Below are 13,231 nucleotides of genomic sequence, written 5' to 3' on the forward strand. Positions count from 1 at the left end.
AATTTTCTAATCCGGGTGCTACTAATAATTATACATTGGGTTGTGGCTATCGTGGTGAAAGTTTCTATGTAGACATGGCATATATGTATAATACTTATAAAGAAACATTCTATGCTTTTGATAGTTTAGATTTACCTGGAACGAAAGTGACGAACAACAACCATAAAGTGGTTCTTACTTTAGGTATGCGTTTCTAACCTAAAAAAGACAGTTTTCAATTTCAATAATAACTTTTGTGTGTAAAAAATCCCTGGAATGCTGAGTGTCTACAGCGGTTCCGGGGATTTTTATTAGTATCACTTTTTATTCTTCAGTCTTATCTGAATAGTGGAGTTCGTTCGTCAATGATTCCGCGTCTTGCGTACATTTTTACCGCTACAGGAGTTCCGGCTTCTATGGTAATGTCCTCCTCTGCGATGATAGGTTCTTCTTTACCGTCCTCCAGAATAACCGTTCCTATTTTCTCGCCGGCTTTGATGATCTGTGGAATCAAGTTAGTCAAGATACCTTCAGATACTTTCCGGATATCAATGTATTCCGGTTTTGCATTGGGGTCAGCTTCGATTTTACCGCTGAACAGGTCCTGTACACCTTTGTTCTTCAAGAACAGTTTAACGATTGCTCTACCTTCGTAAGGCTGGTTGTTCTCGTCGAGCAGAACGACGGGTGTTGTCATTCTCTTGAATGTAAGAGCAACATTCTTAGAACCTTTGTTGGCTTGGGCTGTACCGAACAAATATTCTAAGCCACCCTTGATTTCACGATAGCGGCTGCTCAATGATCTGGTAGTAGCAGCTTCGTTGGTCAATTCAGGGTAATGAGCATAGAAAGTAACCGTTTCCGAATCGGTGCCTGCTTCGTTCCAGGTTTGGCTATCCATGCCTATGGCAAACGGATGATAATCTTGCTCGGCAACGGACATGGAGATAACATCTCCGGCAGCGAAATTGCTTTTTAACGGAAGTGTCAGACTACTGCTGTTACGAGTAAGAGCATTGTTGATACTTTGGTCAATAGAAGTAGAAAAGTCGATCACTCCTTTACTGGGATCTTGCAGTTCTTCTTGCTGTTGACAACTGAACAGGCATACTGATGCCATAACAAATAAAAGGCTTTTTCTTTTCATTTGAGGGTAATTAATAGGTTAATAATAGTGAGAGGTTTTCTAATATTCTACTCTGTCTTCTTTGGCCACCCAGGCTTTGAAGGCAGTAAGGGCTTCATTATGTAGTAGGATTTCGGAAGGCAGCTTTCTGTCTTCAGGTTTCAGTTGCAGTTCGTCATAGATAAAAGAGTCGTCGAAGCCGATGTTTTTGGCATCAGTCTTGTTGTTTCCATAGTACATCTTATCCAGGCGTGCCCAATAAATAGCACCCAGGCACATGGGGCAAGGTTCGCAGGAAGTATAGATTTCGTATCCGCTAAGATCAAATGTTCCGAGTTTGGCAGCTGCGGCACGTATGGCGCTTACCTCGGCGTGAGCCGTAGGATCACAAGATGCAGTGACACGATTAACTCCTGTTGCAACAATTTCTCCGTCTTTCGTGGCAATCACAGCACCGAAAGGACCTCCACCATTTTCAACATTTTCTTTTGAAAGCTCGATCGCTTTTCTCATTAAAGCTTCTTTAGTCATGGCACAAAAAATATATTGTTAGTTTCATTTTTTCTTTGCTTCTTCCTACAAAGATAGAAAAAACTAACAATATACAATGGAATGTCCCTATTAATTTTTTAACAATACCGGCAGAATCCGGAAAAAGAAGGAACTTTTTTTTGCTTTTTTTAGGGTTATAGCTTACCTAAGATCTTGTCCATTACCCAGTTAGTCAACGTTGCACTTTCGCCGTCGCAAGAGCAAACCGACTTACCCAATAAGTGGTCTACTACTGCTTGGATAAGAGGCTGTTGCACGTGTTCCGGGTTGCCGATACAGATTTCTTCCCGTCCTTTCTCGGTATGCAGTCCGATAGGTTCGTAAGTAAAGACAGAGAAGCAAATCATTCCTTTGTCACCGATAATCTCTATGCGGTCTTCGCGGGCAGAATCATGGGCTACGAAGCACCAGGAACCACTACCCACCAGTCCGTTGTCAAATTGGAAACAGGCGCTTAATGTATCTTCTGCAGGATAAAGCCCGCCGCGATTACTCTTGTAACCGCTTGCTTCGAGGATGCAACCGAACATATCCTGCAACAAATCAATCTGATGCGGAGCAAGGTCGTAGAAGTAGCCGCCTCCGGCAATATCAGCCTGCACACGCCAGGGAAGATTATCACGATTGTAATCCAGATCGCGTGGCGGCTGGGCAAAACGAATCTGTACATTGATAACGTTGCCGATCGTTCCGTTCTCTACTAATTCCTTTACTTTCTGGAAATAGGGAAGATAACGTCGGTAGTATGCTACGAAACAGGGAACCCCCGTTTCATTGGATATGCGGTTGATTCGGGTACATTCTTCATACGTCACCGCCATTGGTTTCTCAATATAGGCCGGTTTACCCGCTTTCATGGACATAATGGCATACGTAGCGTGTGAAGAAGGAGGAGTGGCGATATAGACAGCGTTTACTTCCGGATCATCTATCAGCTCCTGTGCATCGTCATACCATTTCTTGATTCCTCTCTCTTTGGCATACGCTTTCGCTTTCGCGCCGTCACGACTCATCACCGCTACGACTTCCGAATGTTCTACTTTCTGGAAAGCGGGACCGCTTTTCGTCTTGGTTACTTCTCCGCAACCAATGAAGCCCCATTTGATCATCTTTTCACTCATAATATAATATACCTATTGTGTCTGTTCTAACAACCCCCAAAGATAAAGCTATTTTTTGTCAAGAGCAACTTTATTGATTATTAACTTAGCAGGAACAGTTGGAAAACAGACATTGTGTTTTGTTTCAACAGAAGCTCTGTTTTATCGGAACAGAGGCTCTGTTTCAGGCAAACAGAACGTCTGTTTGAGGCGGATATATACTTCATTTCGGTAAGAAGCAAGGTGAACACTGCTGATTCTCCGGCTGAAGAACCATAACCACCGGGCAAAGCGCAAGGAAAAGCCGGGGCGGGGAGAGGTTTTTCCCGGCTGGATAAAAAGAAAGGAGAGAATCGCGATTCCCTCCTTTGCATGTAGTTTAATTGAAACTACTTTATCATTAACTCTGTAAAGATACAACATTCGAAAGCGAAAGTCAAGTCTTTGGGAGTTTATTTCTGGAAATAGACATGAATATATCTATCTTACATTCTGTTTTTGATTGTTTTCTTCTGAACTGTAAAATGATAAGGTTATTCTTTATCATAGTACTTTTTATAAATCTTCTGGTATTCTTTCTCCTTTTGGAATTTATCCAGCCATGCATTCAAACTATCGAGTAAAGCGGGTGATTGTTTGCTGACTGCCCATGAGTAGAATTGTGTAAAGCTGATGGCTGTATTTATATCTATCTGCGGGATGGAATCGGCGGCCGCGCGTGCGATGCTTTCGTCACAAACGGCATAGTCGATATCCCCATGAGCTACCATTGAGATTAATTGTTCGGAACCGTATTTCTCTATTTCTTTGATATAAATGGTATCGCCGATTTCATTACCTAGATTCTGAATACGCAGAATAGAAGGAGAGCCTTTTACTACGTGAAGTGTCCGCCCGGCCAAGTCCAGCTGGCTACGGATATAGAGTGAGTTGTTTTCTCCGTTTTCTTTCCGTTGCACGAGCACTTGCTTGTTGAGCGTGATGGGAGAGGTGAGGAGCAGAGAATCTTTCAGTTCGCTGGTGGCTAATATACCGCAGGCAATTACATCGTAACGTCCTTCACTTAATCCTTCCAGCCGTTCTTCGAAACTCATCAGGGGTGTTATTTCGGTCTTTAATCCCTTGTCATGGGCAAAAGCCTGTATCAGTTCGTAATGGAAACCGGAAACGGTATCGCCGTCCACGTAGAAACTGATCGAGTTATATTCAGTCGCTACACGCAATATACCTTCTTTGGCAATAGCTGCATAATCACGCGGGTGTCCTGACGGCTTTTCCTGATTACCGCATTGGCGGATAGAAAAGATGATTGCCAATACAATGATTACGGGCACTAAATATCTGGCCAGTCTCAATTTGGGGCGTGTTACCATAAGCCATATAGATTTTGTTAATCATAGAAATTCCATGAAAGACCGAATTTCAGTACACGCGGGTTGATAGGGTAGTGAGGAGCCAGGAAGTAATTCGGGCTGCTCATACCTTGATTCACGTGATACATCATTACATAGAAACGTGTACGCTTTAGGTGTAAGTTTGCGTATACATTCACGATCGGATAACCTCCTATCTCTACCTGGTCATTTTCCGGTTGCAAATAGAAGTTTTGGATAGCCGGCATATAAGCGGGTGCATTGTATTTACTGAAATAACGCACGTCGGCACCCAATTGTACACTAAGCACTTTCTTTGCCAGCTTGAACTGCATATAGAAATTGTGATACAGCGAAAGATCAGGCAAAGGCAATACGGTCTGGTCGCTGGACTTTTGCCAGGTTACTTCATTATCTAAATGGAAGATTCCCAGCTTGAAGTCCTGATTAAGACTTGCTGACAACACCTGTATACTTCCGCTTTTCTGTTCCGGCATTGCTTGTTGGTTGAAATAAGTGTAGTTCTTTATGTTTTCAACTCCTGCTTTCAAGCGTGTTCTCCAACGTGCAATGCTTAATTCTCCTTCAATACGGGTACGAAATTCCTTGTCCATGTCATTGTCCCACATGAAGTGTTTGGAATGATAATGACGCATATAGAAAGGCGCAAGCTTATTGCTGACTTCACCACGGGCTATAAGGCTCACAGTGTCTTTCCATAACGGAAAGTTAAGGTCGATATCTCCTTTCACATTGAATTGTCCGATTGCTTTTCCGGCGAGTCCCACTTCACCAATGGCATGGTAATGAAGTACATTTCCTTCACGTTTGGATAATTCGCCTCCAACAAATATTTCATTTTCATTGTATTTGTCGGGCAACGGATTCCCCTCCATATTCATAAGAGTATACTTGCTGATTTTATAGGAAGCAAATGCCGTGAGTCCGGCTTTGGCATATTTGTTGAATCCTTCGAGTAGAGCAATACCTATGGTATTCTTGATACCCATATAGGTAGTACTGTCTCTGGCAATCGGATTATCCGGTTCCAAATAGGTGTTTTGATAATAGTTTTTTTCACGCATGTCATCATCCGAGTTGAAGCTATGACGTGCACGCTCTACCTGAATGGTATGTATAAAACTAGTGACCGGCACAAATTCTTGTTTGGCGGGAGTCGTGTCATTTTCGGCCTGCGGTATGTCGCGGCTGAATCCCAGATTGTAACGTTGGGTCAGGAATACGTAAAAGTCGTGATTACGGTTGGTTGTGGCGCTTAGTACAGTCGGGATATTGGTTGATTCATATTCTCTTTGCCCTTGTGCCATCTCTTCAGGCGCAGTGATGTATCGGTCGTCCTCAATACCTCCGTTTTCATTTGTTTTGAGATAATTGTTGCTGTAGATAGCTTGCATCTGATAGCGGTCGCCGATATAACTACCGAAAATTGCCGCATTGAAATAAGCCGTATTTTGGTTGTTATAATATCCTCGTCCGTACAAGTAATCTATGTTAAAACCAAAAGCTAGCTTCTTGTTTACATTGACAGAGAAATAAGACTTAAAGCGTTCTTCTCCGTTTATTTTATTACCGGCTTTATGATACGTCAGATTGGTATAAGGTACGTTACTATTGGTGAAATTGAACTCCGTAGGACGAATAAAGAAACTGGAGAAAGGCTCCATAAAGATAGTCGGTTCCGGATCACGACGTTCAAAGAAGATGCGTGACATACGGGGAGAACCCATATTGGCCAGATAATTATAATGTCCGGTAAGTCCTTCGGTAAGATTGGTGTTTTGGAAGTGGTGATAAGCAGTATCCGCCGGGATGATAGTCCGGTCGCCCAACTGATTATTAATACGCCACATATATAATTTCGGAGGTAACCCCTGTACTTCTACATTTGCACTATCCAGTCTGTCCGGAATCATGGCAGGGTCCACCTGGTTACCGTATTGGTCGTATCCGTTCTCGTCCACTCTCTGGCGACCATTATCGAACTGTGCATGGACAGTTGTCAAACCAACGGAAAAGATTATATATAATAGTAAGATTCGTCTCATAATTGGAGGCAAAGATACTTACTTTAATTGATTTAATGATAATGGATAATTGAAAATTATGTTGCATACGTACTATACGTAGCTAATAATTATCAATTATCCATTGTACATTATCTGTTAATTAAACCTCACGGATTAACTCCATACCTTTCTTGATAGCTTCCTCGTTCATAGGAATCAAGTGATGGTGGCGTTCCGGCAGGGTTTTCTTAAGTCCTTTGATAACATTCTCCAGCGTTACGATGGGGCGAAGCTTCAATAATCCGCCAAGTACGATCATGTTGAATGCTTTGGCATTGTTCATCTCGTTGGCTGCATCCATTGCGTCGATACGATATACCTTAATATCCTTACGGGTAGGAGGGTTGATAATTCCGTAACCGTCATAAATCAGGATACCACCAGGTTTCACTTTACTTTCAAACTTTTCGAGTGAAGGCTGATTCAGAATGATGGCAGCGTCGTATTTACTAAGAATCGGTGAGGATATTTTGTCATCGCTTACAATAACTGTAACGTTGGCTGTTCCACCTCGTTGTTCGGGACCGTATGCCGGCATCCAGGTCACTTCTTTGCCTTCCATCAAACCGGAATATGCCAGAATCTTACCCATAGACAATACGCCTTGTCCACCGAATCCTGCTATAATTATTTCTTCTTTCATTGTTCTGTTGACTTTTAGCGTTATTCTTTATCTTTTAAATCACCCAGCGGATAGAATGGGAACATGTGTTCTTCCATCCATTTGTTCGCCTTCTCCGGAGTCATCTTCCAGCCTGAACTACAAGTGGAAACGATTTCTACCAGGTTGGAACCTTTACCGTTCATGGAGTTCTCAAAAGCCTTGCGGATTGCCTTCTTAGCCTTGCGGATAGCCGGTACGGATTGTACGGACTGACGGGTTACGTAAGCAGTTCCTTCCAGTTGGGCTGCGATTTCAGTAATCTTCAATGGGTAACCGTGAAGTTCAACGTCACGTCCGTAAGGACAAGTCGAACTCTTCATGCCTACCAGTGTAGTCGGAGCCATCTGGCCGCCTGTCATACCGTAGATCGCATTATTGATAAAGATAATCGTGATATTTTCACCACGGTTCAAAGCGTGGATTGTTTCGGCTGTACCGATGCAAGCCAAGTCACCGTCGCCCTGATAAGTGAAAACAAGACGGTCCGGCCACAGGCGTTTCACAGCAGTCGCCACAGCAGGAGCACGTCCGTGTGCTGCTTCCTGCCAGTCAATATCGAGATAGTTGTAGGCAAACACTGCACATCCCACCGGAGAGATTCCCACAGTTTTATCTTCCATACCCATTTCCTCAATGACTTCGGCAATGAGTTTGTGTACCACACCGTGACTGCAACCCGGGCAGTAGTGCATGGCGTTATCGTTCATCAGAGTCGGTTTTTTGTAAACCAGATTCTCGGGTTTGATTATTTCTTCTTTAGTCATAACTTCATCTCCTTATCTGTTGGTGAACCGTATAAAAAACTCCATCAGCTTGACAAAGATTGCCGCGCCGCATACGTAGATAAACATTTTGAAATCATCTTTTGCTACAAAGTAGGTGATGATGGCTGCAACAGCCAATATCATAAATAGGATGTTCAGTACGTTTCTTATTTTATCGGGATTCATTGTTTCGTTATTTGATTATTTTTTCTTTCAAGGCAGTTACAATTTCATCCGGATCGGGAACGATGCCACCTAGACGTCCGAAATGTTCTACCTTTACTTTACCGTTAACAGCGAGACGGACATCTTCAATCATCTGTCCGGCATTTAGTTCCGTAACGAGCATACCTTTTACTTTATCAGCGTATGCAGCAATCGCTTTGGTTGGGAACGGCCACAGTGTAATCGGGCGAAGGATACCTACTTTAATTCCTTTTTCACGGGCTAGTTCCATTGCTTTCTGGCCAATACGTGCCATTGAACCGAAAGCGATAATCAAATACTCTGCATCTTCGCAGTTGATCTCTTCGAATCGTACTTCATTTTCTTCAATTTCACGATATTTAGCTTGAAAACGGAGGTTGTTGATTTCCATTGCTTCCGGTTTCAATTCAAGGGAAGTGATAATATTCGGTTTGCGGTCTTTTGCTTTTCCGGTAGCAGCCCATGGACATTGTTCAATTACTTCTGCTTCTGTGCGGCGTGGCTTTTGTGCAGGAAGAACAACCTTTTCCATCATCTGACCGATCACACCGTCGGCAAGGATAATAGCCGGATTACGGTATTTGAAGGCCAGTTCGAATCCTAATGCTACGAAATCCGCCATTTCTTGCACGGATGCCGGAGCGAGGGCAATCAGTTTGTAGTCTCCATGACCACCACCTTTTACTGTCTGGAAGTAGTCAGCCTGGCTAGGTTGGATAGTTCCCAGTCCGGGACCGCCACGCATTACATTTACAATCAGACAAGGAAGTTCGGCACCGGCCAAATAAGAGATTCCTTCTTGTTTCAAGCTCACACCCGGACTTGAAGAGGAGGTCATTACCTTCTTTCCGCTACCTGCACCTCCATATACCATATTGATAGCTGCCACTTCACTTTCCGCCTGGAGTACTACCATGCCGGTTGTTTCCCACGGTTTCAGTTCGGCAAGCGTTTCCAACACTTCCGATTGGGGAGTAATAGGATAACCGAAGTATCCGTCGGCACCGCAACGGATAGCTGCGTGGGCGATGGCTTCGTTTCCTTTCATTAATACAACTTCTTCTGCCATATTCTTTTCTTTTATTCTACTTTTACTTTATACACTGAAATACATCCGTCCGGACAAACCGTTGCACACGAGCTGCATCCGTTACAGGTATCTTCCTTCACTTGCCAGGCATAGTTATAGCCTTTCATGTTTACCTCTTTATTGAGGGCGATTACATCGAGCGGACACGCCACTACACACAGGTTGCATCCTTTGCAACGCTCCGTGTCGACTACGATTGCTCCTTTGATTTTTGCCATAATCTTTATTTTATTACGTTATCTTTGAGTACGGTTATTGATTATACATCTCTTTTATTGATTGAACATATCCTTGTGGTAGAAGTTGAGGATATCTATTACCATCTTCCTGGCCTGAACGGCAGGACTGTCCGGATTGAGCTCGATGGCATACTGGTAGTTGTCCAGTGCCCGCTTCCAATCTCCTTTCTTTCGGTAGGCATTTCCCCGTAAATAGTAAAGAGTATCTTTCTCTTTTTCGACAGAACTGTCCTGGAGAAGCTGGTCCAATTGCTTAATCGCTGTGTCCACATCCCCCTGATTGATAAGCTCTTTTAGGTTGTCTATTTGCTCCATTTCTTTTCGTCTTTCGGGATTCTGAAACGCAAAGATAGTTTTTATTTATGTAAACAGGGCAAATGAGGACGGAAATTTGCAACGTTTTGAGTTTATTGCATATTGTATAGTAGAGGTGGAATTTGCCTTTTTCTTGACATATCCGTAACTTTATTAATCAAAAAACGATATGAATCAGGAGTTATTATTGTTTTTGGAGTTGTAGTTTATTCATTATTTATATCCATGTCTAATCACTTTATATGGTTGAACTATTGTCAACAATATTCTGTGGCTTATCGAAATTAAGATAAATAGCCTTGCCTAAAAAGTCGTCAAAAGAGGGTGCTATATACTTAATAGAAGCTATATCTAAATCTCCTAAATCTACCCTATATATACTATTGTTTGGCAGGTGGAAAATATATCCAATATCACCATCCATGCCAAATGCTAAATACTCTTTTTGAAGATATTTGTGTATTCCATAGTCATTATTGTAAGCAACAATATCTTCAATAGCCCATATATAGATGTAGTTATCTCCTAATTTACCCTCGCCACCATTGCTCCATAACAGAAATCTTTTGTACTGATAGGGCAAGGTTGTATTTAGAAGTTTTTCTACGTCTTCAATAGACGCTGTATTTGCACCATTCTTTATTATACCATTTACTTTCTATTACTTCCATATTGATTTTGTTGTACTACTGTTAATGTGTTTCAGCTAACTGCTGTTTCCTCGTTTATTTTTTTATTTTGATAAATGTTAATCTCAGACGGATCATTTCTTTTAGGACAATTTACCCGTTTGTTACTGATATTATTTCGCTTGCTATTATTTTTCTTTGTTGCTTATTTATGTCCGAAGAGCAGTGGATGCAATTCATGGCATCCACTGCATATAGTTTTGTAGTATGCTTGGAAAGCGGTACACCTATTCTTTTTAATACTGGTTTAATCACTTCATAAATGATACTTATATCTGCATTACTGGTGATTCCCTGCTTTTTAACAAAATCTATTATGCAGTTCAATCTGCATATATATTCTTTATACTCCACATATTGATTTTCTTTTAAGATATAGTGCAATATGATTTTACTTTGCTTTTCGCAGATTCTTGCCGCTTGCTGTATCGATTGGCACATAAAATCTTTTTCTTCTTTTGTGGTAGTTTGAAACCACAAATCATTCTTACCCAATATTTCACCTATTCGTAAGTAACAATCCTGTGGCAATAATATAGGTGAATACATCGCCCATGTATATGACAATGCTGTATAAAATGAAACAGTTTTTCTTCTGTCTTGATACAAAGAAGAAGACTCAATACCTACACAGACTATTAAGCCATTATCCATTTCTTTATAAAAGACTTTATTGCGGTCTTTATTGTATGGCAATGGCAAATAGCCCATTGATAGCAGTTGATTATTTATAAAATCATTCTTTTTCATTTTATTATTGCACTATCGGTAATGGTTTGCGGCTTGCTGCCGTTTATGTGGTACAGGTGCTTGTTAGTAGCATCATTCCATTTTATACATTTTTTTCTCCCAACCTTTTAATTCTTGAAGAACAGGTTTAGGATTTTGTAATATCTGATTAAGAAATTCTATAAAGTTGGGTGCTAATACTTCTGTTTCAGGCGTTTCGTAATCAAAGAGAAGGATTTCACCTTCTTTATTCTCATCATCTGTCAATTTAAGAGCTATCACGCCATAATCAGAATATCGACCTATTGCAAAATACCCTTTGTTAAGAATTTCTTCTTGCAGTTCCTCATTATTTTCAATTAAGATTTTATTCCATGAATGAATGGGCTTTGGATATAGACGAACATCTAAATCCCAAAATATTTCATAAAAGTGTTTGTATTTCAAGTAGATCTTATATGAAAGCGGAAGAATAACATTTAATTTACTTTCTAATTTGGAAATATCCTCGTCTGAAATTTGATTATCTATCGCTTTCCATACATGGTCTTTTTCCGTAATAATGTCCACCATATAATTAGTATGTTCCGGTTGAGTGACATATATCTTAACCGATTTCCCTTGTGGTATAATATTATCAAATGTGTCCTGCATTTCAGGCTCTATGTGTTCTTCATAAGAAGGGACATACATAAGATATTCTCTGTGTTCTTGCACAAAGCCCCAACATTCATCTACATATTTTCTTATTACTTCTTCCATATTTATTTTTTCTAAATATTTTTTCACTCCGTTCTTGTCTATTTGATTACAATATTGGAGAATTTTACGCTGTACACTTCAACTCTTTATTCTGATCTTTCACATACATTCTGAAAATTCACCAATAACACTTGTATTACATATAACTTTTAGACGATATATCCTTCACTGATACTTCTTCTGCTTTCATTAACTAGTTCCATTTTTTGTTTCATACCTTGAAACGAATGGTTTCCCGTAGTGAAACAGTTTGTTTCTCGGTGTGAAACGAATCGTTTCACCCTTTGAAACTTTTAGTTTCTAGCGCTTGAAACAAAAAGTTTCAGCAGGCTGGAAACTGGTTAGAACGCGGCTTTACCAATTATACTCATCCGTGTAACTGTCAAAGACCGGTTCTTCGGTGATACCTTTCCGGTGAAAAAGTTGGCGGATATAGTTTTGATCTGCGGGGCTTAGGAAGCGTTCTTCGCGATAAAAGCGATAGTAAAGCGTTTTTCCGAAATGTCCGATCAGTTGTTGCTTGATATTTGTTCCGTCCTTATAAGGTACGTTGTCCAGCAGGTGGCTGATACCCCATGCCACATGTATCTTTTCTGCGTTTTGGAAGTGGGGACAGTCAATGCCGGTGGCCGGAATACACATTGGGTTTACGATGCTGATGTAGGACGTGTCAGCGGTAGTGAGAAGTGCAGCCACCCGACGCAGGCAGTTACAAGCTTTCGGACATTGCTCGTTGTAGCAGCGGGCGTAGTTGAAAGGGACTGTTTTGTTTTTTAATTTATTGTCGTTCATTTTATATTGTATATTACATACATAATTGACAAAGGTAGTGCTTTTATTGTGGAAAGGTACAGTTTGAAAAAGAAAAAACGTGAAAGGATGGGTGAAGGGAACACCCTTCACCTATAAACTGCTTATAGATAGGATAATACAAGGAAAAGTGAAGGGTGAAGAGATTGTTCATTATAACTCTTCGCATACCCGCATTTCCATACCTTTATATACCACTACAATCTTGTGTAGTTGCGTGGAGCCAATAGCTTGCTTCACCGTGTCCGTGTCGGCATAGCGGTTGGCTTGGGCGATGGCTTCTTGACGCAATTCCTCCACACGGTTTTCGGAATCGCGATATTTGGCGTATTTTAACTCAACGATGTAGCTGTGCTTCATGTCAGAATATATATCCAACATGGGACAGAGGAAAATATCGACGTAACCCGCTTGTGTATCTTGCTCGGAGATAGGACGGTAGAAGCGGTTTTGCGCAGTCATGGCCAAGGTGAAGCCGTGAACGAAGAATTCGCCCTTTTGCTTGTCACGTTGGGATGCATAACGTTTCAGGCAGTCGGCAATGTAGCCGAAATAGGCTTGCCAGTCGCCTCGATAAGCCAGCTGGCTTGAAAGTTCGCTTTTCTCATAGCTGCTGAAACTCAAGTCTGCGTCGTTGTATGTATTAAGTAAATAAGTGTATAGTTGCTCCTGAACCACCAGGTTGGGAATGGTCAGCTTGGTTTTTCCTTCATGCATTCCGCTAATGGTCAACATTCCGAAATAG

Annotated in this window: 15 protein-coding genes and 1 pseudogene; 1 reads left to right on the top strand and 15 read right to left on the bottom strand. The window is 41.3% G+C overall.

Annotation, left to right across the window (positions count from 1 at the left end):
- A pseudogene (locus BXY_RS07385) lies at positions 1-197 on the top strand (hypothetical protein); the annotation flags it as partial.
- Between the two features lie 119 nt (positions 198-316).
- Here the strand turns inward: BXY_RS07385 and BXY_RS07390 are convergent.
- From BXY_RS07390 to BXY_RS07460, 15 genes are all read right to left on the bottom strand, one after another.
- Positions 317-1,126, bottom strand: a complete 810-nt coding sequence (locus BXY_RS07390; protein ID WP_008770902.1) for a fimbrillin family protein — start codon at positions 1,124-1,126, stop codon at positions 317-319.
- Positions 1,127-1,165: 39 nt separating this feature from the next.
- The gene (locus BXY_RS07395) at positions 1,166-1,636 is read right to left on the bottom strand and encodes a nucleoside deaminase (protein WP_004314961.1); all 471 of its coding nucleotides are present in this window, start codon (positions 1,634-1,636) and stop codon (positions 1,166-1,168) included.
- 155 nt (positions 1,637-1,791) lie between these two features.
- Positions 1,792-2,778, bottom strand: a complete 987-nt coding sequence (locus BXY_RS07400) for a Gfo/Idh/MocA family protein (protein ID WP_004314960.1) — start codon at positions 2,776-2,778, stop codon at positions 1,792-1,794.
- Between the two features lie 512 nt (positions 2,779-3,290).
- Entirely contained in the window at positions 3,291-4,130 is an 840-nt protein-coding gene (locus BXY_RS07405; protein ID WP_015531588.1) for a transporter substrate-binding domain-containing protein, read from the bottom strand.
- 17 nt (positions 4,131-4,147) lie between these two features.
- Positions 4,148-6,196: a putative porin gene (locus BXY_RS07410; protein ID WP_208946778.1), complete on the bottom strand. Its 2,049-nt coding sequence runs from the start codon at positions 6,194-6,196 to the stop codon at positions 4,148-4,150.
- Positions 6,197-6,317: 121 nt separating this feature from the next.
- Complete coding sequence (locus BXY_RS07415; RefSeq protein WP_004297415.1) at positions 6,318-6,860, bottom strand: 2-oxoacid:acceptor oxidoreductase family protein; 543 nt, start codon at positions 6,858-6,860, stop codon at positions 6,318-6,320.
- Between the two features lie 20 nt (positions 6,861-6,880).
- Positions 6,881-7,645: a thiamine pyrophosphate-dependent enzyme gene (locus BXY_RS07420; protein ID WP_004297416.1), complete on the bottom strand. Its 765-nt coding sequence runs from the start codon at positions 7,643-7,645 to the stop codon at positions 6,881-6,883.
- 193 nt (positions 7,646-7,838) lie between these two features.
- The gene (locus tag BXY_RS07425) at positions 7,839-8,921 is read right to left on the bottom strand and encodes a 3-methyl-2-oxobutanoate dehydrogenase subunit VorB (protein ID WP_004297418.1); all 1,083 of its coding nucleotides are present in this window, start codon (positions 8,919-8,921) and stop codon (positions 7,839-7,841) included.
- A gap of 11 nt (positions 8,922-8,932) precedes the next feature.
- Positions 8,933-9,160 carry a 4Fe-4S dicluster domain-containing protein gene (locus BXY_RS07430; protein ID WP_004297419.1) on the bottom strand — a complete coding sequence of 76 codons (228 nt, stop codon included), beginning with the start codon at positions 9,158-9,160 and terminating at the stop codon, positions 8,933-8,935.
- Between the two features lie 54 nt (positions 9,161-9,214).
- Positions 9,215-9,496, bottom strand: a complete 282-nt coding sequence (locus BXY_RS07435) for a tetratricopeptide repeat protein (RefSeq protein WP_009040829.1) — start codon at positions 9,494-9,496, stop codon at positions 9,215-9,217.
- Between the two features lie 238 nt (positions 9,497-9,734).
- Complete coding sequence (locus BXY_RS07440; RefSeq protein WP_081354150.1) at positions 9,735-10,142, bottom strand: SMI1/KNR4 family protein; 408 nt, start codon at positions 10,140-10,142, stop codon at positions 9,735-9,737.
- A 136-nt stretch (positions 10,143-10,278) separates the two neighbouring features.
- Positions 10,279-10,935 (bottom strand): hypothetical protein, encoded by a 657-nt coding sequence (locus tag BXY_RS07445; protein WP_015531589.1) that lies wholly within the window; start codon positions 10,933-10,935, stop codon positions 10,279-10,281.
- 72 nt (positions 10,936-11,007) lie between these two features.
- On the bottom strand, positions 11,008-11,676 hold the full coding sequence (locus BXY_RS07450; protein WP_015531590.1) for an SMI1/KNR4 family protein: 669 nt from the start codon (positions 11,674-11,676) through the stop codon (positions 11,008-11,010).
- 354 nt (positions 11,677-12,030) lie between these two features.
- The gene (locus BXY_RS07455; protein ID WP_008644027.1) at positions 12,031-12,468 is read right to left on the bottom strand and encodes a DUF6078 family protein; all 438 of its coding nucleotides are present in this window, start codon (positions 12,466-12,468) and stop codon (positions 12,031-12,033) included.
- 171 nt (positions 12,469-12,639) lie between these two features.
- The coding region (locus tag BXY_RS07460; RefSeq protein ID WP_208946779.1) for a PD-(D/E)XK nuclease domain-containing protein at positions 12,640-13,231 on the bottom strand (592 nt) is incomplete at its 5' end.

Origin of the sequence: Bacteroides xylanisolvens XB1A, assembly GCF_000210075.1 — a bacterium.
GTDB lineage: Bacteria > Bacteroidota > Bacteroidia > Bacteroidales > Bacteroidaceae > Bacteroides > Bacteroides xylanisolvens.